Here is a 25,216-nt window from a genome sequence, read left to right as displayed (position 1 = left end):
AGGTTAAGAGAATTGCACATTTGTCAAGAGGTTGAGGAAAAGGAGATAAATCCTGCTTGTATACTGGTTGGTGTTTTGAGAGTTTGGGTTGTGGATGCACTGATATAAACCGATCTACAGTAAATTCAAATTGTTAACTACCATTATGAAGCGATCGCCCTGACGGGGAGACGAAATAATTTAAAACATAGCCTCGATAAGCTTAATAGCCCTTAAACCTTTTACACGCCACGTTAAAACTGATAAAACCACGAGTCTTTGTGACCTTCACACCTTAAATAAAAAACGATACGCCCGATTCCTATATTGTTTTGGACTGATTATTGGTTGTTTACTGGTGTCTACGTTTGGAGTCATAATTTATCGATTGACCTAGAAGAATTTTACTTCATATACCAACATTCTGAATCCTGACTTCTGGCTCCGGAATTCTGACATTTTTAAGAACAATAAAAGAATCATTCTCATAAACTTTCGTCAAGATAATTTTCTTGTCAGGCAAAATATAAGGCGATTGAAAATCAAAGATTGAATTAGCAGTATCTTTTGGAGTTAAGTACTTTCGCAGACGGTTAATTGTCCCAGCACCATTGACTATCTCTTGATTTTTATATTTTTGCTTGAGCTTTTCATACAAACTATTACTGGCTATGACAAAATATCCAGGATGTTTAGCATGAATATAAGCGTGTACAATAGCCACTTGTCCTTCTGGTGTATTTTCCGGCGCAGGGATATCAAATTTTTCACTTAACAAAGATGTCACTTCTGGATCAATCTCTCGCGGAAACACAGTCCATCTCAAGGAAAATTGAGTTGCAACCGTCTTAATTTTCGGATCTAATAAATAAGCAGCTAAACTATATTCTTCCCATCTTAAAAAATCAAATGCTATGCGAGTGTTTGATACTTGATGTTCAGATATAAAATGAACCACATCCTTGACATCAGATGGCATTTTCTGGATTTTCACACTTGCACTTGCATAAGAAAATCCAGATGAAAGAGAGAACACTGTTACTAATGTCAGACTTACAATCACTAACTGTTTCCCTAATTTTCTATTTCTTATTGAAGAAATAATATAATTAGTCCGCGCAATAATTAGGGCAAGCATAACAATCATAAAAATATTAGCCCAAAACATAAATCTTGGTTGATAAGTCAGCCCACCTCTAATTATGAGAATAACTGGGAATGCTAGTGAAAATAAAAACAAAATAGTCCAAATAGCAATAGCATCATTAACTAGCCAATTTCGGAATCGACGTAGAGTATATATCAAATTAGGCTGAATATTTCTGGGAGCAGTAATGATTGTATTATTCGCCTTAGCTCCCTGACTGAACTGAAAATAAACTAGAGGGATAATCCATATTAACGACAGAAAAACCAACTTTTTATTATATCTCAACAATACCAGCAGCATTTGTTGTGCTTGTCTTAACCTTTCTAATGGCGGTTCTCCCCAGATGTCCCTATCATAAATTTTGTTACCTTGGATCAAAAAATTAGCCCCTAATATTTGAGCTAATGCTACTGCTATTGTGATACTTACTAGCAATAGTGCTGGCTTCCAGCGTTTATGTGCGATCAGAAAAGCTCCAGCAATCAAAGAAAAAAATAAACTTTCTGTCCGACAAAAATAAGCTAAAACAAAGCAGAATATTGCAATTACATAACTGATTTTTTTATTTGATTCCAGATAATTCAATACACTGTAGATAGCTATTGCAACAAAGAAAAAGCTATATCCTTCCGACATTGGAGTATGTGCCAAATCCAATAGTAAAGGCGTGCATAAACACATTAAACAAGCTAAAACACCAGTGCTATCATTAGTTTGTAGAGCAACAGCACGACTAATAAAAAAGAAACCTATTAAAACAAGAGTAACACTAGTCAACTCAATGGCTTTAATGCCTAAACTAATATCAGATACTCCCAGAAACAGCACCAAGCGCAGAATAAAAGACTGTATAATAAAAGGAATAGGCGGCCAAATTGCTACCCAAGAACTTAGCTCTAAAGCTTTGCTTGGTTCTTGAGCATATTGCATAGCAATTAAGAAACGCGCTCCTTTATCTACAAAGCTTCCTAAATATAATTTTTCGGTGAAAATTGAATAGCTGTAAATAGCAAAAACCACCAACAAAATTAAAATTGTGATGTAATAAGGCCAAGCTTTTAGGAACTTTGTATAATAGTTCTGTTGAAATCTCAGCATTAATTTAAATTTTGTTATGCTAGTTTGTAACTGTCAGATTGATAGAATTGGGATACCATAGTCAATCTATCGTTAGACAGATCAAGTATTGTACAAAGTTATCAGTCAACAGTATTATTACTAATATCAGTTTTGTGGCTTTAGATCAAATTTGAATAAAAATTGTTAATTTTGATATTGAATATCAAAAATCAAGACACAGCAGATAACAGTTACTAATCTAATCAGAACAAATTTGATAGTTAGTCATAGCGTATTTTGGGTAAATGAGATACAAGCTTAAAACCCAAAATCATGCAGAGAGGTTGTATGTATAGGACTTATATTTGATTTGGGAAAAAATCAGTACACCTAGAGCAGGCTTCTTTCCTACTCCCTGCCTATCGCGCTGGCGCTGCGCTTCTGTGCGAGACGCTTTGCGAACGCGCACCACACAACTAGATTCAGGAATCAAACCGTATTCCTATATTCACAATAAAAAAGATACTTTTAAAGTAAAGTATCTTCAAAGCTAATCACTGAGTATCAGAGCAATAATAAAGGATTTAAAAAGAGAGACTTTGTAGCTAAATGTTTAGCAAACTATGTTTTTATTTTAACAAGTAATATTTTACCCTTAGAGAAAGTTATCAATTCTTTACATTTAAACGAAGTATGTAAAAGAGTTTAAAGTGTTTTGCTGTCTTCAAAATTTGCCAATGTCCTGAGCAACTTGGCTACTACTATCAATAGAAAGCCATTTTCTACAGAATACAGCAATTTATTCGTGATCCTGTAGCAAAATGGCTATGAAATTCATATTGATGTAGATTACAGATTAATTACTGGGTGGCTCATACCAAACTTCAAGTTTGTTAAGCTTTTCTCCAATAATGTTTCTATACAACTCTAGTGAACGGTAAATTTGATCTGCACTAGGTTTTCCATGAGCGAACATTGCACAGTAGAAGTTTTGAATTTCTTGGTGAGTAATTTCACCATCTTGTACATACTGTTCAATCATGGTTTTCAATTTTTCTAGTTCCCGCACTTCTTCTGGTGTCGGTTCCTGAGATAATGGTCGTTCAACTTTCATAGCATCTTTCCATAAGCCTGAGATTTTTGTCGAACTGTTCTAGAAAACTTGTATTTGGCTTGGTTATGGATATTACGTAATAAAGTTGAGGATTTTGTGAGGAAAGACACATCAATCAGTACAAAAGTACTCAAGCTAAACGTAAGTATGACGTTTAGCTTGAGACTAAAAAAACTTATTTGCGGCTCAGGCTTATATTGGTAACTGGATGATAAACTCGGTTCCCTCACCAGGTTGAGAATTTACCTGAATACTTCCACCGTGTTTTTCTATGATAATTTGACGAGCGATCGCTAATCCCAAACCTGTTCCTTTACCTACTGGTTTAGTAGTAAATAAATGATCAAAAATCTTCTGTTTAACTTCAGGAGGTATCCCTATCCCATTATCTTGAATGGAAATTAACACCCTATCATGCTCTTCATTGAGTTTGGTAGTGAGTGTAATCCGGTTGGGATGAGCTTTAATCTCATCCATCTTACGTCCCACATTTGATTCTTCCAACGCATCGATAGCATTAGCTATCAAATTCATAAACACTTGGCTAAGTTGTCCAGGAAAACAGCGCACTGATGGTAAGTCATCATAATTTTTGACAACTTCAATTGCTGGACGAGCTTGAGAAGCTTTCAAACGATGCTTGAGAATTAAAACTGTACTGTCAATAATTTCGTGAACATGACAAATGCTAGGTTTTTGAGTATCGCCTCTAGAGAAGGTACGCAAACTTAAGCTGACATCATAAATACGGTTGACTCCCTCTTGCATAGAAGCAATTAGTTTCGGTAAGTCTTCCCGCACATATTCCATATCAACATCTCGGCGAGTTTTAGTAATTTCTGATACTGGTTGAGGATAGTGTTTTTCATACAAGTCTATTACCTTGAATAAGTCTTGTATGTACTCATTCGCAGGTTTTAGGTTGCCTATAATAAATCCAATGGGGTTATTAATTTCATGAGCTATACCGGAAACTAAATTACCCAAAGTAGACATTTTTTCACTTTGGACTAATTGCAATTGCATTTCCTTGAGATCAGACAGCGAAGACTCTAATTGTTTAGCATAGTTTTGAGCTTGCTGATATAGTCGAGAATTTTCTAAAGAAATTGCTGCTTGAGAGGTAATTAAATTTAATACTTTGATATTTTCTTTGGTAAATGCACTAGCAATCAGTCGATTCTCTAAGTACAAGATGCCAATAAATTTACCCTGATAGAAGATAGGGTTACACAATATCGAAATTGGTTTATGCTTTTGAACATAAGCATTGCCTTGATAATTAGCCTCAGAAATAGCATCATTAATGACTAAAACTTCTTGAGTCCTAGCAACGTACTCAACTATAGAACCTGGGATATCTTCACTTGCTTTTAATAGAGTCGATTGCAAAATAATTGAGTTACTATCAATATCGTTGATTGCTTCTATGAATAACTCATTATCTTTCAGTAAAATCAGACAACCCTTTTGAGCCGCAGCATTTTCCAAAATTATTTGTAAAAGCTTTTCCAGAAGTTTATCAAGCACTATTTCGCCACTAATTGCCTGTGAAGCTTTCAGGATTGTCGCTAAATCTAAAACACCATCGTTATTACTTGTTGTGCCTGTATAATTAATTTTTGTTGTGGCAATGGTGCGGGTAACATCTATCTCTAATTGTTTAGAATTTACACTACGAATAATTAGATGATTATATTTTTCATCCAATAATTGAACTTTTGCTAAAGCACCCCAATGAATATAAGCATAATAAGCTTCTGTCATATACATTTTGGCAATTTTTTCTTTACCAAACTCTATATAACATTTGGCAGCAAGTTCGTTTGCTAAAGCTTCTTCTGAAATATAATCATTATTTTTAGCTCCTGCAATAGCACGATCATACAAGTCTATTGCTAGTTGAAATTGACCCAAAACTCTGGCTCTTTCAGCTTCTACTAAATCATATTTATGCTGAAAGTTACATGGTGCTTGTGTCGCCCATTTTTTCATTTGCTTTTGATTAGCAGCTACTTGCTTTAAATATTGCTGCTTTTGTGCAGGTTCAGCTTGATTACAAAGTGCTGTCAAAGCTAAAGAGTAATAAAAGTTATTGGCAACATAAATTAGCAAACCCACATTATCTGCATGAGTTTTTTCTGCTAATACAGCATTTTCTACTGCTAGTTGATATTCGTTAAATAAATAACAAACTATAGTTTTACAGCCATAATAAAAACCTTTAAAAGAATAATTCTTTAATAACTCCGATGCCATCGTAATTTCATCAAAAGCCTCACCAATTAACACGGCTTTGTGCGATGACTTAGAGCGTAAATTTAAAGCTGCTTGTCTAAAAAGGCTGGTAGCTGCTGCTAGAGATTCCAGCTTTAATTTCTGCATTAAATCAACGTAGCCAGATATTTTATGTTCTACCGATTCTAAATTTTCTCCCGACAGTAAAGCATGATATCCCGCAATTACAGCACAATAACCAGCATTTTCGATATTACCCAGTTCTAGTCCACTCTGCATCCCTTCTACCAGGGGTGGTATTGTTTCTTTAAGGGGCTGTTTATAAAAGCTAATTGTACCATTATGTACAAAGTAAACTGTAGCTTTAATTGAGTTAGCCGTCGTATTTTCTAGTAATTTAACTGCCAGCTTACCTAATTTATATCCTGTTTCAAATTGGTTAAATTTATCAGTTAAAACAGTACCATAAGCTGCATAACCATAAGCCGAAACAGGTGATTTGCCATATTTAACCGATAATCTCACCATCGCCAAAACAGATAACAGAAATAGAAAAGAGCCTGCTTGACTAGCAGCCGGTACAATTTGCAATAGTATTTGCATAGCTGCTAGTTTATAAGGATCAGACATATCTGATAATAAGGCTAACTTTTCTATTGGTTTCCCTATCAATGCGATTTTGGTTTCAGCTAAGGCTGATAAAACATGTATTTGTGTAGGTTTATTTGGTAAATTTACGCCTAATTCTTTGAGAGATTTTACCCCGATTTCGAGAACTTCTGGCATCTGATTTTGTGCCATACAAATTAACATTTTTACTTCATATAATTTCACTTTATCCAGAATATTAATAGCTCGACTTATAGCAATATTTCCTAAATAATTAGATTGTTCAAAATTCCCATTTAAATATTCTAACTCTGTGGTTTCCGTATATAAATTTAACGTGAGTTCATAGCTGGTTCGCCAACTATCTGCTGTCAAAAGTTTTAAACCTATGTTTAAATATCTTGCAGCAGCCTCATAGGCTGTAGCAGCTTTAGCTTTTTTGCCTGCAATCAGATTTAGATTTGCTAGTTGATATTTTTCAGATTCTTCAGTTAATAAATCCCAACCAACATTTAGTTGATTAACAATATCTAAAATATTTTCTGAAATTAATTCCGCAGGTGTCTGTTCTAGTAATAAACGACCTATTTGTAAGTGTGTTTCTTGTTTTTGACTTTCAGGAATTAATGAATAAGCAGCCTGTTGTATACGGTCATGTAAGAATTTATAAGCAATCTGCTTAGAATCAAAAGTTAGTTTTGCAGATTCTTCCTGTTCAAATACTAAGGGGATGCGATAAGCATCACTTAAAGGTAAAATTAATCCACATTGTAATGCAGAGTATAAATCATTTGCAGTACTTGCTGGAGATTTACCGCTAACAATAGAAAGAATATCCAGTGAGAATCTATTACCAATACAAGCAGCTAGTTTCAATATTTCTTGGGTGGCGATCGGCAGGTTTTTAATTCTATTGGCAATTAATTCTACGATACGCTGATCAATAATTCCAATGCTTTGGATTTTCTCTATATCCCACTGCCAGGAACCAAGATGAAAGTCAAATTCAAATAGCTTTTCCTGATGTAATACTAGTAATAATTGTGTTAAAAAAAATGGATTACCTGCCGTTTTATTGTACAGTAAATCTACTAGTGCTTTGATTTTTACTGAATTATTATGTAGTGTATCGGCAATTAATTGATGATAGTTGTCAACTGATAAAGCTTGTAACACAATGTTGTTGACAATGTTGTGTTTTTTGCTAATTTCTTCGATTGTTTGAATTAAAGGATGTGTAATGCTAACTTCATTATTGCGATAAGCCCCAATTAACAGTAAATATTTGGTTTTTGGGTCGTTAATTAACAATTCTATCAACTTGAGAGTAGCAGAATCAGCCCATTGCAAGTCATCTAAAAAGATGACTAAAGGGTTATCTTTTGTAGCAAAGACGCGGATAAAATCTGTAAAAACACGATTGAAGCGGTTTTGTGACTCTGCTGCATTTAGTGGTGCTACATCTGGTTGCTTGCCTATTACTAATTCTACTTCGGGAATGACATCAATAATAACTTTGCCATAGGACTTCACCGCAGCTAATATTTTACGCCGCCATGTTTCAAACTTTTGGTCATCTTCTGTCAGCAATTGCCGCATTAACGAACTAAAAGCCTGAATCAATGAAGCGTAGGGAACATTACGTTGAAACTGGTCAAACTTACCACTAATAAAAAAACCTTTAGCACGAGTGATGGGTTTATTGACTTCATTGACTACTGAAGATTTCCCAATTCCTGAATAACCAGAAACTAATACCAATTCCCGTTTGCCTTGACTAACACGCTCAAAAGCATCTAAAAGTGAATTAACTTGAGATTCTCTACCATATAGCTTTTGAGGAATTAGTAACTGACTTAAAACATCTAGGCGACCAGGTGTAAAATCTATGATTTTACTAGTTGTTTCTAATTGTTCCCGACAAATTTCTAAATCTGCTAACAATCCTTTAGCTGTTTGGTAGCGGTCTTCAGCATTTTTTGCCATCAATTTATTAACTAGAGCAGAGATGGCGCTAGGAATTTCAGGGTTTAATTTTTCAATGCCTGTAGGTTCTTTAGCAATATGAGAGTAAACCAATTCTAGAGGATCATCACTTTGAAAAGGTAATTGGTCGGTCAGTATTTCATAAAAAGTCACTCCCAGAGAGTAAAAATCGCTGCGATAGTCCAGGCTACGGTTCATTCTCCCGGTTTGTTCGGGAGACATATAAACTAAAGTACCTTCTAGTTGATTGGGGTTAGCTAGTTGGGTGGTTTCTTTATCTAAACGTGATGCAATACTAAAATCAGTGAGTTTGACAATTCTAGTTTCGGGATTAATGATGATGTTGGCAGGTTTAATATCTTTATGAATAATATTACAACTATGTACAGATACTAGAGCTTTAGCTAATTGAATTGCAATGCTCATAAAACTCTTTAAGTCTTGTTTGCTGTGACTTAGCAGTTGTTTTAATGAGTAGCCATTGATATCTTCAAATACGATCGCCAGTCTATTTTTATGAGTTTCTAGCCTTAAGGTTTTAATTACACCCGCTAAATCTAGGTTAGCGGTAACTTTATATTCATGTCTCAAACGAGCGATCGCATCTATGGAAGGATAATCGGCTTTCAGTATTTTCAGAATAATCGGTTGTTGGTCATATACTGATCTAGCACGATAAATAATGGTATCATCTCCTTCATGGAGCATTTCGTTTAAGTCATACCCTGATATTGAATCCACTGCTAACATAATTATTACCTTTGTGAATAAACACAAAATATTTAAAAGGTTAACTATCTTTTCCTGAGTTACAAATTAAGAATTGTGGTACTCTATTCAGCCTATGATTTTGTAGAAGTATAAGACTCAGATTCCCAATTTTGCTTTAAAATTGGGAATCTAGTTAACTACTAATAATTGAGGGCGGCTGGATTTTGGAGCTGTCTACTTAAGAAATGTCTATCAAAGTTGGGTAAGTATTGTCTAATCAGATTTTTGTCTATTGCTGGACATTCAATATTAGTACCCTCGATAGCTTGAAGAACATTTTCTGTCAGGAAGTTGGGGGTGCGATGGTGTACCTCCAAAATAGTGCTGCGGTCTTGATATACTTTCTCTTGGAAGAATGAAGTTAATGGATGTAAAGGATTCGTAGTTGGTAGAGTAGATAGTGCATTCAACCAATTTTTTGGCGAAATCTTTTGTAGAGGATAGCCCAACTCCTCAATGTATTCAAATATTTCTAAATGACTTAATTCCTTTTCTTGAGGGACAAGGATATTGTACTGACCACCAGTATATTTTGTATCCAGTGAAAGATGAGCGATCGCTTCAGCCACATAGTCTACAGGTGTTGGAACCCAACGTTTTTCAGGAAACTCTGGATACATACCCATCTGAATACAACCACTCACAAAGCGGTAAAACATATCATTCAGGTTAGCGATTTTGGTTTGTCTGTGTCCAGAAATAAAACCAGGGCGGTAAATCGAAACTGCTAATCCTTGTTCTTTGGCTGAGTGTAGCATTCTTTCTGCAACCCACTTTGAGCGTACATATCCATACTCTACAGACATAATTCCTTCACATAGGTCAATGTCAAGGTCTTCTACGACATCATTTATACCTAGTAATGAAGTGATTGAGCCATAAACAGCCAAAGTAGATAAGTAATGCAGAGTTTTATGCCGACGATGCGCTGCTAACGCCAGGATATTTGCAGTTCCATCAACATTGGGCTTTTTGATCAATGAGTAAGGTTTGATGTAATTAGTATCAGCAGCTACATGGTAAATTTGATCAACTTCGTCACCCAGTTGGTCAAATAATTGTGTTGATAGTTGCAACTGTGGTTGTTCGAGATCGCCATTAAGAACATTTACCTGCTCAAGTTTCGCCGTTGGTAACTGATATTGTATGAAAGTGGTACGTAGCCTTTCAATCGCAATGGCTTGGCTTTCTGCTCTAATCAAGCAATAGATTTTTCTATAGCTACCTCTTCTCAACAGTTCATCCAGCAAGTGTGCGCCGAGAAAACCTGTTGCACCTGTAATCAATGCACAGTCATATTTAGCTTGTGGTGGTTGTTGCCAAATCGATGTATTCAAATTTGGTGAAAGTACAGCTTCTGCCTTTAAATCAATGTGTCTATCATGAGTGACGCTTTCACTTTTGAGTTTAAATTGCTCTAATAATCTTGCTACATCCGATGGTGTGGGATATTCATAAATTAAGCGAGAAGGAATAGTCACACCAAAATCCCGTTCCAGCCCATATAAAATATGCGCTATGCACAAGGAACTACCACCCATCTCAAAGAAATTAGAGTGAGGCTTGCAAGTTCCAGTCGGTAACTCTAAAGCTTCGTCAAACACTACTGCAATTTTGATGGAGTTATCCATCGTATCAGTGACAAAAGACGGTGTTTGAGGCAATTCTGGTAAAGAATTTCGGTCTACTTTGCTGCGATTAGGTAGCAAAGGTAATTCATCCATAAATACAAAACGTGTAGGCACCATATAATCTGGTAGTTGCTCGGCTGCAAAGCGTTGTAAGTGCTTTTCTGTCAAAAACTGCCCAGCTTTCGGCACGACGTATGCAACCAGCATTGATATACCGTAATTTTCTGCTACATCACTACTTTCTATACGTGTAGTTTTAATTGCCTTAACTGCATTCGTCTGTACTCCTGGATGTTGAGCAAGTATCATTTCAATGGCTTCTATTTCTATGCGCTTGCCCCGAATTTTTACCTGATGATCAGACCTACCTGCATAGTGTATTAATCCAGGATGATCGGCATCTTCATAAACAACATCGCCCGTTTTATAAATTTTGCCCACACCAAACGGGTTATCCAGAAAACGAGAACTGGTAATTTCAGGTTTGTCGAGATAGCCTTTGGCTACTCCCATCCCGCCTACATATAGCTCACCTTTTTCACCAGGCCGACAAAGTTGAAGTTCTTCATCAAGAACATATAGCTCTACATTTGGCAGTGCATAACCAATAGGTAGATTAATATCCTGTGGCTGAAACTCGTATATTGTACAGCAAACAGTAATTTCTGTTGGCCCGTAAGCATTGAAAAAGCGAGTTTGGGGTGATATCCAAGCTTGAGCAAGCGAGACAGGACAAACTTCACCACCTACCACAACCATACGTAAATCAGTTAAGTGATTGCGGAAAGGTGTGAGTGTTGCAAGTACAGAAGGAGATAACATCACCCAATGCACCTGATGTTTTGTGATGAAGTTTGCCAAGAGTTGTCCAGGAAGCATTTGCTCTCTTGCACCTAATACCAAAGTTGCTCCACCACATAATGCTGTGAAGATTTCCCAAACTGCGGCATCAAAACTGATAGAAGCAAACTGAAGCAAGCGCAAGCCCGGTGTGATATTAAAAGTGCTACAACTAGCTTCTGCAAGATTGAGCAAACCTTGATGGGTCAACATTACGCCTTTAGGTATACCAGTGGAGCCAGATGTATAAATTATATATGCCAATTGCTCAGACTCTACGGGGTCTAACGCAAAGGACGTGGTTAAAGGTTGCCAGACAGTAGGAGTGTCTAAAAAACACATTTTTCCATCCAAACCACTCTGCCGCATAGCTGGCTCAAGGTCAAAAGCAAACTTTTGCTGTGTCAAAATTGTAGTTAATTTAGCATCAGCAATCATATAGCTGAGTCGCTGACGAGGTAAATCAGGATCAAGCGGTACAAACGCTGCACCTGCTTTTAAAATGGCACAGATTGCAACAATCATTTCAAAAGAAGGTTCAATACAAAGTCCAACTAAACTGTTAGGTTGTAGCCAACCTTGGGCTGTTAAGTATTGAGATAACTGTTCTGTCCGTCGCTGCAACTCACCATAACTAAACTGCTGATCTTCTACAATGACAGCCAATTCATCTTGATATTGCTGAAAAACCAAATCGATTAAAGAAACAACAGTTTTAGGAGTAGAAAATTTTTGAGTATTCATTATATTTACAGATTCGTTTTTGGTCAGAAAATGCGAGATTAAATATGGGTAGATGACATTGATAAAACTAAAAATCAAGGTATTTACTGGGATGGTGGAAAATTCGACATATTAGGATATCTGTTTTTTCAGTTGTTCCTTTGAGATGTTAGAGCAGTACAAGATTGAGTATGAGCATAAATTATGTATTAACTAACTACATACTTAAAGGTACAAGGAACAAATGAATCTCATTAGATATCAAGGTATTGTTATTCAAAATTTATTTACTAACAAGCAGTCATCTTCAAAAGAGATAGGTTTGATAATTGATAGCAAATTTGTAGTAACCCAGACTCATTCTCAAATGAATAACTCTAGATGTTAGATATTCATTCAGCAATTTAATGTAAGGTTTTTTGAATCTAGCTGGTGAGATGCTCATCTAAAGTTCCGGGAATAAGAATATGAAGCTAGAAATTTATCTTGACATAGCTGGTATTAAATATCCAGATAGTAATTCAAATCTTTAACTTTATAAAGCAACTATTTTAAATACTTATGCAAAGATATTTAAGTAGTTGATAAATAATTACTTTGATATCTATTGCTTGCTAAATAAAGGTTTGAATCAATCTTTAATGAGTAATTTATTTTGTCTAAACAATTTATCAGCAAACAAATATTGTAATTTTAAATTCTTAAGTATTTGTACTTAAGTATGTTAAAAATTTAACTATTTTACTGGTGCGTGTTAAAAATTTAACTTTTTAATGATGTGAATTACGTACCAGGGTTATCTGTAAATAAGGGGTATAAGGGTTTTAAACACCTACACATGCCACTTGGCTGAAGTAGGGAAACCATAGGCTGGGCTTTTTCCTGAAGCTATATGGCATTTATGCAACACCCCACTAACTTGCTTAGACTTGTTTGCTGAGTGTAGTCATCAATTTTAGTAGGTATAACTGGGAATACTTAATTGAGGAGAGATTGTGAATTAGGGCTGAAGCACCAAGATTGTCTGTGGAGATTGGTTTTCAGTCTCACTCCGTAAGTCCTATGAATGTCAAGAATGAGGAGAAAATTGTGAGTCTACCAGTTACAGTAACCTTTATGCTTGCTGATTGGGTTGTTAAAGGTTTAGCAAATGGAACATTAGAACGAGTTGGCGGTGTAATTCGAGAAGTCGGAACTAAACAGGTTGTTACTTGGTTAAGAGAGATAACTGGACAACCTGCTCAAGTTAATAAGTCTGATAATTTGCTCAATCTGATTTTTTCAGGAGCTAATCTTGTTACTACAGGGGTTAATAAGGCGAATTAAAGCCTAACTTACGCATTAAACTGATTTTAAATTTCTATAAGTTTAGCCTAACCTTTGTTGGGTTATGCTTCGCTTTACCCAACCTACCAATCTAAATGACTATTGCGCTTAAATTTCACCTAATCATGTTATTTTATTCAGATTATCGGGAAATATTAAATTAGATTGTTGAGAATAAAATGGAGATGATAATGACTGATTTATCTAAATTAAAGTGGAGTAAAAACGTAAATTATCAAGGTGATAAAAAAATATACTGGGATTATAAAATAGACGAAACATCAAAAATATTTATCTTGCATTGGAAAAAGGGAGGTGAAGCTAATGCAGAAAAGCCAGAGGAAGGTGATCTCCTGATTATTAGGCAACACGCCCATGTAACGCATGTTGTTCAATTTTTTAATGACACTGTTTATGATGATGGTTCTGGCTATGACTTTAGCATTGGTCGTTTAGTTCAAATAATTTGGAAGGCAAATGATTTGAAAAATCTTTCCCACACAAGTGATTTAACAAATATTCCACATAACAAAGAAATATTTGGCTGCTCAATTAATTTTCCTCCAGACGGAAAAGCTCATTATTTAGCAAATAACAATGATTTTAATGAACATTGGAACAAGCATGGCGGATTACCTGGATTTCAAAATTATATTACAGGTGTATTGGCTGAGAAAGGAGAATGGCTAAAACCTTTAATCAAGTTAAAGTAGATTCACTGATTTTCCATGATACATAAAAAGAGGCGAACTCAATTCGCCTCTAAATAATTAAGTATTTCAAAACCAAATTTTAAATCTTCGCTTCTTCTCTGACTAACTTATCCCAACCCAAGTCTTTCAAATTATTATTGCGACGCAGTGGACGAGTTACCAATTCTAAAATGTCACGGGCATTGCTAAAACCATGAATCTGAGCAAAGGTAAACTCTACTGACCACTTGGTATTAATGCCGCGTGCTTCTAATGGGTTAGCGTGAGCCATTCCAGTAATTACTAAGTCGGGTTTTAACTCATAAATGCGCTGCACTTGGTTGTAATTATCTGGTTTTTCGACAATCTTGGGTAAAGGTACACCCATTTCTTGACAAGATTGCTCTAACATTGCCAATTCTGCTGCTTGGTAACGCTTATCCATGTAAGGAATGCCAACTTCATGGACTGTCATTCCACAACGTACCAAGAACCGCGCTAAGGAGACTTCTAGCAGGTTATCACCCATGAAGAATACAGACTTGCCACGAATTAGTTTTACGTAGTCTTCTAAGCCTGCCCAGATTTGTGCTTCTCGTTCTTCTAGTCCTTTGGGTGTAATGCCAAACACTGAGCAAATTTTCTCTATCCAGGCGCGAGTTCCATCAGGGCCGATGGGGAAGGGTGCGCCAATTAATTTGCATTTGCGGCGACGCATTAAGGTGGTAGCTGTGCGGCTGAGGAAGGGGTTAACACCTGCAACGTAATATCCTTCTTCTAGCACGGGTAGTTCTGTGAAGCGTTTAGCTGGTAGCCAGCCAGAAACTTTGATGCCTTGTTTCTTTAATTCTAGGGTTAACTGGGTAACAACTGGATCAGGGAGGGAGCCGAAAAGAACTAGAGGTGGATGATCTACGTATTCTGATTCTTCTTGAACTACATCTTCTTTTTTCTTACCAAAGTTGAGCAGTTTTTGAATGGCGTTGCGCTCGTTTTTCTCATTTTCGGTTACGGGCGCTTGGGTAGGACAGCGATGTGCCATTGCCGCTAAAACAGTGTCTTCACCTTGGGTAAAAGCGTAATCTAAACCGTTGGCACGGGCGACAACAATGGGAATGCCTATTTCGCTTTCTAACTTGGGTGCTAAACCTTCCAAGTCCATTTTGATAATTTCTGTGGTGCAAGTGCCAATCCAGACAATTACACTGGGGTTGCGATCGCGTTTTATTTGCTCACACAACCGCTTTAATTCTTCATAGTCATTTAACTGTGCTGAAATATCACCTTCTTCTAACTCTGCCATTGCATAACGGGGTTCAGCAAAAATCATCACCCCCATTGCATTTTGGAGAAAATAGCCACAGGTTTTTGTCCCAATCACCAAGAAGAAGCTATCTTCAATCTTTTGGTACAACCACGCCACGCAGCTAATCGGACAGAAGGTGTGGTAATTCCCAGTTTCGCACTCAAAGTTTAAAGCTTCTGGTTGTTGCGCGACAGTCATTTTGGTTTTCTCCCCTTGTAATTTAAAGGCAGATGAATGTAGGGTCAGCAATAGGAAGAGTTGGGGAGTGAATAAGTAGTGAGAGGATGATCATACCCTACTCTCTACTGCTTACTCCCTACTCCCTACTCTGTACAGCACAGTGAGCAATCCCTAAATTCAACTGAAACAGTAACTATTAACTGTTGGGGAAGAGACGGGCAATTTCTGAGTCATCAAAAACACCAGTTGGTAATTCTTCCCCTAGAAAATCATTATTTTCTTCACCCTTTTGCAATCCGGTTTCATCACCCCAAACATCAGACAAAACATCATTAAAAGCGTTTTCATCTGGTGGGTTTAAGTCGCCGAGAATTTCTTCATCTAGTTTGGTTGCTGATGTGGTGTCACTTTTAAAGGAAACATCGCCAAAATCATCAGTCTCAAGTGCGTTCGTCGAAGACGTTGCCAAAGGCATCGCAGCTTGAGGCTCATGTTTGCCGTTCTGTTCATTAGACAAGGAAACATCATTTAATTCTTGGTTGGGTTCCTTATCCTTTAATTCACTAGCATCTAAACCAAAACCGTTGAGATGAGAAATTGCTAAGGTTTCATCATCAACATTGTCATCTGGCAGCACAATTGTTGACTCTTCTTGGTTTGTCTCTGGTTCAACTGGAGGATTACTCAAGCGATTACCAAGGACAATGTCTGGGTCAAAATGCAGTTCCAACACTTCAATTAAGGTGTCAGCATCAGCATTCAATTTGGAAAAGGGCATCATCAACTGCGCTAGTTTTGGTTCTAGCGCGTTCACAACTCCCAGGATGAGGTAAGAAGGTGGTCGCTTGCCGCCATCGGGGGTATACACTGACTCGACTTCCATGTGCAAGGTAATCCAGTCACGGTTAACCTGGAAGAACTGCAACCACTTTTGTCTAATTGAATCTGTAAAGCTACTAAAGAAAGCCATATTTGTCCCTCATCCTGAGAACTTGGTGATTTATACAATCATCAAGTCTAATTCCTCTTCTGAATTAGGAACCTGTGGTTTACGCGGATTTAGATAAAAATCAGACAACAAAGAGAACAATTCGCGATCGGGAGCGTCGTTCGGTACTACTCCCTCTGGTCTTGCCAAAATTTGGTCAGCAATGTTGAGGTAATAGTCGCAAACGTAGTTCAGGGAAGGATCTGACTCTGCCATTTCAAATAATGTCTTACCTTTGACGCGAGAAACGCGGATATCTTCAATTAAAGGTAAAACCTCTAGAACAGGCATGGGGACTGATTCTACATATTTATTAATCAAGTCACGCTTTGATGTCCGATTGCCAATTAAACCAGCTAAACGCAATGGGTGAGTCCGGGCTTTTTCTCTGACGGAAGCGGCAATTCGATTTGCTGCAAATAAAGCATCAAAGCCATTATCAGTAACAATCATGCAGTAATCTGCATAGTTTAAAGGAGCCGCAAAGCCACCACAAACTACGTCACCCAGCACATCAAATAAAATTACATCGTATTCATCAAAGGCGTTGAGTTCTTTCAGTAATTTTACGGTCTCCCCAACTACGTAGCCACCACACCCTGCACCCGCAGGAGGGCCGCCAGCTTCTACGCAGTCAACACCGCCATAGCCTTTGTAAATGACATCTTCTGGCCAAACATCTTCGTAGTGATAATCTTTGGACTGGAGAGTGTCGATAATTGTCGGAATCAAAAATCCAGTCAGGGTAAAGGTGCTGTCGTGTTTCGGGTCGCAACCAATTTGCAGCACTTTTTTGCCCCGTTTGGCTAAAGCGACAGATATGTTACAGCTAGTTGTTGACTTGCCAATACCGCCTTTTCCGTAGACTGCTAGTTTCACTGTTATTTGCCTCTTATAGTTTTTTGTCAAACTTTTGGCTCAAACATTGGCCTTCACCTAGCCGCCGATGGCAATGTGTGAGGTAGTTGAGTGTCATTATTGACGAAATTGCATAGAAAATAAAGGGGGCATAAATCTAAAAAATGAAGTAAAAAGGTTTATTAGCTAATAATAATTTATTTTTGATTTTAAAATATCTAAAAAATCTTTATTAATTCTAAAAAATTGTTTTTTAAAGATTTTATTTATTTATTTATATAAAAATAGTTACAATAAACAAAAATATTCAAACTCCCTTGGCATAAGGTTTTTATTGAATCTTCTCCTTTTAATGCCTAATCGATATGGGCGTAGGGTTGGCAGTGGAGAGGAAAATCCCTAACCCAATGTGATGAGTAGCAATACGAGTTTTTTAGAGCGCAAATTAGCCTTGTTTAGCCACTCAGTAGACTATCTCAAGGCTAATTTTTAACGCTCGATACTGCATTTGTGAAAAATTATAAAATTAAGGCTTTTGACTAAAAATTTTGGTAATTTGAGTACTTATACTCAGTCAATAATGCTAAAATCTGACCCTTCACCCCTCAATAAACTTAGAACCGCTATAAATCGCTTCCATTTCTTGTAATGATTGCCAGCCAGCCAGCCACTGAGAACGGTCTTGTAACAGTTTGGCGTTAATCCAGAAACGAACATTAGGGTCACAGGATGCAACCATTTCCGCATAAACCCACTTACCTTGATTTTTGCGGTTAGCGACTTGAAAGTGTCTCCAACCGTCTACTTTTTTCTGTGCTGTCCACTTAGAGCCTACCAAGTAGGGAAATTTTTGCTTTTTGCTCATTGGTCAATGGTCAAGGGTCAATAGTTAAAATTATGCTGTATTTCCTTCTCTATAAAATTCAGGATTTACCCACAAAGTTGGTCTGTGAAGATTGGGTATGAGGGTTGTGAATAAGTACACTGTTCGGCTGACGCTCACGACGAAACTCCTCAGCCTTCTCAAAACCCTTGGTTTTTGATCTCACTGCGTAAGTCCCACTCAATTGAGAATCAACAAGGTTATTGACTTATTTTTGTTTAAGCTGTAGTTTCATTATTGTACTTAAATACGACATCCCGATAGATATGCAGTAGTTTAAGCAGATGAGACCAATATTTAAATTTAAGTAAGTCGGTAAAAATAAACGGAACTAGGTAATACAGTGTCAATTTGTCTTAAATTTTGACAGATGATATGGACGTGTTAGCGGCTAGTCAGATGAAAATGCCTAAAGGCCAATTCACAAGTTAGGGCAAATGACGAATTTAACTAGTTAATTTTATTTAGATCCGACCTACTTAGCTTTTTATCAAAAGTTCGGTTTTTAGCAATTATTAATATTGTTCTTAATCTGCGTAAGCTTTATGCAGTATGAGCTTGTATAAAGTTTAGTTTGAATTTTAATTTGTTTTTTTGAGCGGTAAATACTATTTTGAAACACTTTGGATGTTTTTAATGAAAAGTGCAATTTAGTTATTGCTGCCGAGCCGAAGTCATAGTTTTCAGAATGTTTAAGTCAAGGAAAAGTTTTTTAGGGTTGTGGTTAATTACGGGAGTAGCGATCGCACTCTCACTCATCACGCCTCCAGCCTTTGCCACTAGTTCCAATTCCTGTCCGCCAGAAATGGTGATGATTCCCGGTGGCACATTCACGATGGGATCTGATAATTCCGGTTATCTAGAAGAACTCTCCGCACAAGAAGTCAAAGTTAGTTCCTTTTGTATTGATAGATATGAAGTAACTAACGCCCAATTTGCAGCCTTCGTCAAAGCAACAGAATATGTCACCATTGCCGAGCGTCCTTTACCCAAAGAACAGTTTCCTGATTTGCCAGATGAACAGAGATTACCGGGTTCTCTGGTGTTTGAAATAGCCCAACCAGGCGCAAAGTATTTAAGTTGGTGGCATTGGCAGACTGGGGCGAATTGGCAACATCCTTTTGGAGGGGAAAGTGCCATCACAAATCAAGATAACTATCCAGTCGTGCATATTGCCTACGCAGATGCCCTAGCCTACGCCCAATGGGCAGGTAAATCACTCCCGACAGAAGCGCAATGGGAATATGCGGCTCGTGGTGGTTTAGATAATGCAACTTATACCTGGGGCGACCAGTATTCCGCAAAAAAAGCCAACACTTGGCAAGGCATTTTTCCCTTTTTTAATACTAAAAAAGATGGTTATGTCGGTATTGCACCCGTTGGTTCCTTTCCACCTAACGGTTATGGTCTGTACGACATGACAGGTAATGTTTGGGAATGGACGAGTGATTGGTTTCAACCGGGACACAACCACAAAACCCACACGCTCAATCCCACAGGCCCGGAAACAAGCTTTGACCCGAATAAACCCACAGAAATTGCTCTACATGTTATCAAAGGTGGGTCTTATTTGTGTGCGCCTAACTATTGCAGTCGCTTCCGTCCGGCGGCGCGAGAATCTCAAGCACCTGATACGGGAACAACTCATATTGGGTTTCGCTTAGTAATGAATTTGACTACAGAAAGGATGCAGAATGAAGTTTAAATCCAAGCATTGGGAATTGTTCAGAGAAATAGCAAAGGCGATCGCTTTATCTTTGCTCATCACTTTGTTGATGGTCAATAGCCCCGCCTTTGCAGCTACATCAGAAGTTTTACCCGTTCCCTTGCCAGAGTTCAAAGGTAAAATTGGCCTCACCTATAAAGAATCACAACCAGACTTTCCCCAACCCATCACCGCCCCAGCCAAAGCCCCCAACGTCTTGCTAGTAATTCTAGATGATGTCGGTTTTGGACAAGCCAGCACCTTTGGCGGCCCGGTGGATACGCCTAACCTAACTCGCCTTGCCGAAAGAGGATTACGCTACAACCAATTTCACACCACAGCTTTGTGTTCGCCTACCAGAGCAGCTTTGTTAACTGGACGCAATCATCATTCAGTCAATACAGGGGTAGTGGAAGAATTAGCTACAGGTTATCCTGGCTACACAACAATTCTGCCCAAGAGTGCCGCCACCGTTGCCGAAATCCTGCGACAAAATGGCTACAACACCGCAGCTTTTGGGAAATGGCACAATACACCAGACTTTGAAACCAGTGCCGCCGGGCCTTTTGATCGCTGGCCTACAGGGTTAGGATTTGAGTATTTTTACGGCTTCCTTGGTGGTGATACTAATCAGTGGAGTCCCGCTTTGGTCGAAAATACCAAACGTGTAGATAAACCCAACAAGCCAGATTATCACCTGACACCTGACTTAGTAGACCATGCGATCGCCTGGATTCGCAATCAACAATCCATCGCGCCAGAAAAACCCTTTTTCGCTTACCTCGCCACCGGAGCCACCCACGCACCCCACCACGCCCCCAAAGAGTGGATTGAAAAGTACAAAGGCAAATTTAACCAAGGCTGGGATAAATTACGCCAAGAAACCTTTGCCCGTCAAAAACAACAGGGTGTAATTCCTGCCAACGCCCAACTTACACCCCGCCCCCAAGAATTGCCAGCGTGGGATTCCCTCTCCGCCGAACAGCAAAAACTCTATGCCCACATGGCTGAAGTATTTGCTGGATTCTTAGCACATACAGATTATGAAGTCGGCAGATTAATTAATGCCGTTGACCAACTCGGTGAACTAGATAACACCTTAGTTATTTATGTCGTTGGAGATAACGGTGCGAGTGCCGAAGGTGGTTTAACAGGTAGCGTCAACGAACTGCAAGTTTTCAACGGTGTACCCGAAAATCTCCAACAACTACTAGCTGCTTATGATGACTTGGGTAGCCCCAAAACCTTCAACCATTTTCCGGCGGCTTGGGCTTGGGCAGTTAACACGCCTTTCCAATGGACAAAGCAAATCGCCTCTCATTTTGGCGGGACTCGCAACCCCTTGGTAATTTCCTGGGGTGACAATATCAAAGACCAAGGTAGTATTCGCAGTCAATTTCATCATGTAATTGATATTACCCCCACCATTTTAGAAGTAGCGGGAATTGCTATCCCCAAAGAAGTTAATGGTGTCAAACAACAAGCGATCGAAGGTACTAGCCTTGCATACACCTTTAACCAAGCTGATGCGCCCTCCCATCGAGAAACTCAATACTTCGAGATGCTGGGCAACCGAGCAATTTACCATGAAGGTTGGGTAGCAGCTGCGCGTCATGGTCGCTTACCTTGGGAACGGACGGTAAAAGGCAGCTTTGAGACAGATGAGTGGGAACTGTACAACATTGCAGAAGATTTCAGCGAAGCGAAGAATCTAGCCAAGCAAAACCCCCAGAAGCTAGAAAAACTGCAAAAGTTGTTTTTAAAAGAAGCCCGCAAACATCAAGTATTACCGTTAGACGATCGCATCGCCGAAAGATTTGATGTTAAAATTCGCCCCAGCCTCACCAAAGGACGCACCACTTTCACCTACTATCCTGGTACAGTGGGCATTCCCGAAGGTAGCGCCCCCAATCTCAAAAATCGCTCTTTCAACATCACAGCTAACGTAGAAATTCCTGAAAATGGTGCTGAAGGTGTCCTTTTAACCCAAGGTGGACGCTTTGCTGGTTGGAGTTTCTTCCTAGAAGATGGTAAGCCCACATATATTTACAACTACGCCAATGCTGCCCGTTACATCATCCAAGCCCCAGAAAAGTTACCTCCTGGTAAATCTACACTCCGATTTAGCTTTGATTATGACGGTGGTGTCGGTGCAGGTGGCATCGGCAAACTTTTCATTAACGACCAACAGGTAGCCGAAGGACGCATAGAAAAAACCATCGCTTACCGTTTAGCCCTAGACGAAACTTTTGATATTGGCAGAGATACAGGTACTCCAGTTGTAGATAGTTATCAAGTACCCTTTGCTTTTACTGGTAACTTACAACAAGTCAGTTTGGAGTTGAAGTAATAGAGAGTGGGAGTAGGGAATGGGGAGTAGGGAGTAGTGGTTCGGCTACGCTCAGTACAAGTTCGCTCACTAACTGTGATTGGGGAATGGGCTTTAATACAACTCGAATCTTTGTCTTCTTTTGCTATTCCCTGTTCTCTGTTCCCTATATAGCAGTCCTAAATCATTTGTAAAATTTCTATATCTTTTTCTTCTTTCTTACCTTTGCGTCCTTGGCGGTTCGTTTCTATATCTATGTTTTTCACGACTCATTTAGGATTGCCATATCCCTAAATATTTTATTCTGCACGATGAATTAAATCATGAATGAACTATTAGTATTAACTGACAAGCTTGCACTGTTCACATTCATTGTTTGCACTATGTTGGGTGCAGGTTTAAGTTTAACGCTACAACAAATTTGGGAACCTCTTCGCAGTCCCCGGCTCGTTGTGTCATCTCTGCTGGCGAATTTTGTTTTAGTGCCACTTTTTATCTATTTGCTAGTACAAATAGTACCTCTAAGTGAACCGTTAAAAGATGGTTTACTAGTGATGGCAGTAGCATCAGGGCCGCCAGCTTTGCCGAAACTGGCTCAAATAGTTAAAGGCAATATTGCCTTTTCTGTAGGATTAATGATGCTGTTGATGCTTGGCACTATTTTTTATATGCCGATTGTACTACCATTAGTGGTGCAAGGTGTAGAAATTAACTCTTGGGATATTGGCAAACCCTTGTTATTGCTGATGGTTAGCCCATTAGTAATTGGATTATTGATCAAAGCTAAATTTAATGCGATCGCTCCCATTATCCAGCCAATTTTTTTCAAGTTATCTAGTGCTGGATTACTTTTAGGTCTGGTAGTCAGACTATTTATTCATACTAACGATATCATCACATTATTAAAAACAGGTGCAATCTTTGTTTGTGCGGTCTTTATTATTTTCTCCTTTAGCGTTGGTTATCTTTTAGGCGGCCCTGGAATTGATACCCAACGTGTGCTAGGTGTGGGAACTGCCCAACGCAATTTTGCCGCAGCATTATTAGTGGGTACGAGTAATTTTTCCGACCCTAATGTAGTGAGCATTATTATGGTGACGAGTCTATTAATGATGGTGATAGTTATTATTATGGGGCCAAAGTTTATCGAACTAGACCAAGTAACAAATGCAGAAATCAAACAGGTAGAGGTTTGATTTTAGGATGAGTGATGAGTAATAAGTAATGAGTAATGAGTAATGAGTATTTACTTATTACCCATTACTTATTACTTAAAGAATGCGAAAATAACTTTTCCACTGCAAATTTTACTCAGTCGGGAAAGGATTGGGCATGAATTTTTCACCTCTGAAAAGCTACAAAATCAGCAGCCTCACCCAATACCCTAGCTTTGTGCATTAATCCAGGTTATTTGTGAATGACAACAGGTGTTCCGACGGATGCCCAATTAAATAACCATTTAGCATGGTTCGGTGCGACATTGATGCAACCATGACTTACAGGTGTACCAAATTTTTTATGCCAGTAAGCTCCGTGGATTCCGTAGTTACCTTGGTAAAACATTGCATAGGGTACGTTGGGAACGTCATAATCTCTACCACGCATTCGGGTTGATTTATGTTTTGACTGAATTGTAAAGCTACCAGTACGTGTGGGAGTGGACTTTTTGCCTGTGGAAATAGTAACTGCGTAAACAGCTTTTCCGCCTTCCCAGGCTGTTAATCTTTGAGTTGCAAGATTAACTTGTATCCAGCGTTGGTCGGATTTTTGTAAGGTTTGGATGTTTTGTTTAATTGTCTCGTTTTTGGAACTGGCTGTGACTGTATTTGTGCAAACACCAATCACACTCAAACATACTGCTGCACCAATCACTAATTTTTTGAAGTGGTGCATCGGGTGAGAATCAATCAGACTTTTCATGATGTATGCACTTTTACCAGGTAGTCTTAAGAATTTTTTCCTTTTTACTTTGTAGCCTAAAAAATCAGTAGATGTGTATTTTGCTACGCTAAATTCTGCATCAGGTTGCTGGCAGATTGAGTGATCGCTTGCCAATTTTCTGCTGCTACCAACTGTTTTGGAAATAATTCACTACTTAAGCCCACAGCAACAGCCCCAGCTTGGATAAATTCGGAAGCATTTTCTAGGCTGACTCCACCTGTAGGAATTAAAGGAATATGACCCAAGGGAGCCTGTAAACTTTTGATATAACTGGCTCCGCCTACTGCTTGCACAGGAAAAACTTTCACACAACTAGCACCTTGATGCCAAGCTGTGACAATTTCTGTAGGAGTCAACGCCCCTGGAATGATTGGCACATCTTTAGCGACTGCGGCGTGAATCATGTCGATATCAATATGGGGTGAAAATAAGAATTGCGCCCCAGCCGCGATCGCATCTTGTAACTGCTGCACGTTGAACAGTGTACCTGTCCCAATTAGACAATCTGGTAATTTCATCCGTAATTTAGCGATCAATTCTGCGGCGCGTTCGCTAGTCCAGGTAATCTCAATTAGCTGCATTCCTCCAGATGCTACCGCCATCGCCATTTTTTCTCCTATTTCGATTTTGGGCGCACGGATAACTGCGATCGCTCTGTTTTTTCGCAACTGTGATAACCAAACTTGATTAGACATTCTCGCTGGGACAAACAAGGCTTGAAAATATGTACTACCAGCGTGACACATTCTAGAGGCAGGAGGCACTCCGGCAAAGCCGGAGAAGTCAAAAGTAAAAAAGCAAAAGTCAAAAGTATTCTTCATTTTTGCATTTTGACTTACCGCTATGCGGTTGAGGCAGGAGGCAAATCAGCATATACCTCTTCTACTCCCCACTCCCCACTCCCTGAC

General features: G+C 38.5%; 15 protein-coding genes. 5 read left to right on the top strand and 10 right to left on the bottom strand.

What is annotated here, in order from left to right; all coding sequences use genetic code 11:
• Positions 1-388: 388 nt before the first annotated feature.
• The 4 genes from H6G28_RS31145 to H6G28_RS31130 all read right to left on the bottom strand — a co-directional run bounded on the left by H6G28_RS31145 (position 389) and on the right by H6G28_RS31130 (position 12,121).
• Complete coding sequence (locus tag H6G28_RS31145; RefSeq protein WP_313950028.1) at positions 389-2,149, bottom strand: ArnT family glycosyltransferase; 1,761 nt, start codon at positions 2,147-2,149, stop codon at positions 389-391.
• A gap of 895 nt (positions 2,150-3,044) precedes the next feature.
• Positions 3,045-3,302 carry a hypothetical protein gene (locus H6G28_RS31140; protein WP_190676738.1) on the bottom strand — a complete coding sequence of 86 codons (258 nt, stop codon included), beginning with the start codon at positions 3,300-3,302 and terminating at the stop codon, positions 3,045-3,047.
• 192 nt (positions 3,303-3,494) lie between these two features.
• The gene (locus tag H6G28_RS31135; RefSeq protein ID WP_190676736.1) at positions 3,495-8,885 is read right to left on the bottom strand and encodes a trifunctional serine/threonine-protein kinase/ATP-binding protein/sensor histidine kinase; all 5,391 of its coding nucleotides are present in this window, start codon (positions 8,883-8,885) and stop codon (positions 3,495-3,497) included.
• 161 nt (positions 8,886-9,046) lie between these two features.
• Positions 9,047-12,121 carry a non-ribosomal peptide synthetase gene (locus H6G28_RS31130; protein WP_190676733.1) on the bottom strand — a complete coding sequence of 1,025 codons (3,075 nt, stop codon included), beginning with the start codon at positions 12,119-12,121 and terminating at the stop codon, positions 9,047-9,049.
• A 1,068-nt stretch (positions 12,122-13,189) separates the two neighbouring features.
• Between H6G28_RS31130 and H6G28_RS31125 the strand changes: the two genes are divergently transcribed.
• Positions 13,190-13,426, top strand: a complete 237-nt coding sequence (locus H6G28_RS31125; protein WP_242051176.1) for a hypothetical protein — start codon at positions 13,190-13,192, stop codon at positions 13,424-13,426.
• 191 nt (positions 13,427-13,617) lie between these two features.
• Positions 13,618-14,139: a hypothetical protein gene (locus H6G28_RS31120; RefSeq protein WP_190676732.1), complete on the top strand. Its 522-nt coding sequence runs from the start codon at positions 13,618-13,620 to the stop codon at positions 14,137-14,139.
• Between the two features lie 79 nt (positions 14,140-14,218).
• On the opposite strand, the gene H6G28_RS31115 is transcribed toward H6G28_RS31120, so the two are convergent.
• The 4 genes from H6G28_RS31115 to H6G28_RS31100 all read right to left on the bottom strand — a co-directional run bounded on the left by H6G28_RS31115 (position 14,219) and on the right by H6G28_RS31100 (position 18,315).
• On the bottom strand, positions 14,219-15,622 hold the full coding sequence (locus H6G28_RS31115; protein ID WP_190676730.1) for a ferredoxin:protochlorophyllide reductase (ATP-dependent) subunit N: 1,404 nt from the start codon (positions 15,620-15,622) through the stop codon (positions 14,219-14,221).
• Positions 15,623-15,800: 178 nt separating this feature from the next.
• Complete coding sequence (locus tag H6G28_RS31110) at positions 15,801-16,574, bottom strand: DUF5331 domain-containing protein (protein ID WP_190591524.1); 774 nt, start codon at positions 16,572-16,574, stop codon at positions 15,801-15,803.
• A gap of 30 nt (positions 16,575-16,604) precedes the next feature.
• Positions 16,605-17,471 (bottom strand): ferredoxin:protochlorophyllide reductase (ATP-dependent) iron-sulfur ATP-binding protein, encoded by an 867-nt coding sequence (bchL, locus tag H6G28_RS31105; protein WP_062295146.1) that lies wholly within the window; start codon positions 17,469-17,471, stop codon positions 16,605-16,607.
• Positions 17,472-18,048: 577 nt separating this feature from the next.
• A complete protein-coding gene (locus H6G28_RS31100) occupies positions 18,049-18,315 on the bottom strand; it encodes a TIGR02450 family Trp-rich protein (protein WP_190591525.1) in 267 nt (88 codons plus the stop codon).
• A gap of 706 nt (positions 18,316-19,021) precedes the next feature.
• Between H6G28_RS31100 and H6G28_RS31095 the strand changes: the two genes are divergently transcribed.
• The 3 genes from H6G28_RS31095 to H6G28_RS31085 all read left to right on the top strand — a co-directional run bounded on the left by H6G28_RS31095 (position 19,022) and on the right by H6G28_RS31085 (position 23,563).
• Positions 19,022-20,038, top strand: coding sequence for a formylglycine-generating enzyme family protein (locus tag H6G28_RS31095; protein ID WP_190676728.1), 1,017 nt, complete (start codon positions 19,022-19,024; stop codon positions 20,036-20,038).
• Positions 20,028-22,388: a sulfatase-like hydrolase/transferase gene (locus H6G28_RS31090; RefSeq protein WP_190676727.1), complete on the top strand. Its 2,361-nt coding sequence runs from the start codon at positions 20,028-20,030 to the stop codon at positions 22,386-22,388. Before H6G28_RS31095 ends, H6G28_RS31090 begins: the two co-directional genes overlap by 11 nt.
• A 302-nt stretch (positions 22,389-22,690) precedes the next feature.
• Positions 22,691-23,563 (top strand): bile acid:sodium symporter family protein, encoded by an 873-nt coding sequence (locus tag H6G28_RS31085; RefSeq protein WP_190676725.1) that lies wholly within the window; start codon positions 22,691-22,693, stop codon positions 23,561-23,563.
• Between the two features lie 211 nt (positions 23,564-23,774).
• On the opposite strand, the gene H6G28_RS31080 is transcribed toward H6G28_RS31085, so the two are convergent.
• Both H6G28_RS31080 and H6G28_RS31075 read right to left on the bottom strand, forming a co-directional pair.
• Positions 23,775-24,287: a L,D-transpeptidase gene (locus H6G28_RS31080; protein WP_190591529.1), complete on the bottom strand. Its 513-nt coding sequence runs from the start codon at positions 24,285-24,287 to the stop codon at positions 23,775-23,777.
• An 83-nt stretch (positions 24,288-24,370) separates the two neighbouring features.
• Positions 24,371-25,003, bottom strand: coding sequence for a bifunctional 4-hydroxy-2-oxoglutarate aldolase/2-dehydro-3-deoxy-phosphogluconate aldolase (locus tag H6G28_RS31075; RefSeq protein WP_190676747.1), 633 nt, complete (start codon positions 25,001-25,003; stop codon positions 24,371-24,373).
• Positions 25,004-25,216 lie beyond the last annotated feature (213 nt).

Origin of the sequence: Nostoc sp. FACHB-190 (genome assembly GCF_014696905.1) — a bacterium.
Taxonomy (GTDB): domain Bacteria; phylum Cyanobacteriota; class Cyanobacteriia; order Cyanobacteriales; family Nostocaceae; genus Nostoc_B.
Note: the sequence above shows the minus strand (reverse complement) of the source record. Positions and strands in the feature narration are given on the sequence as shown.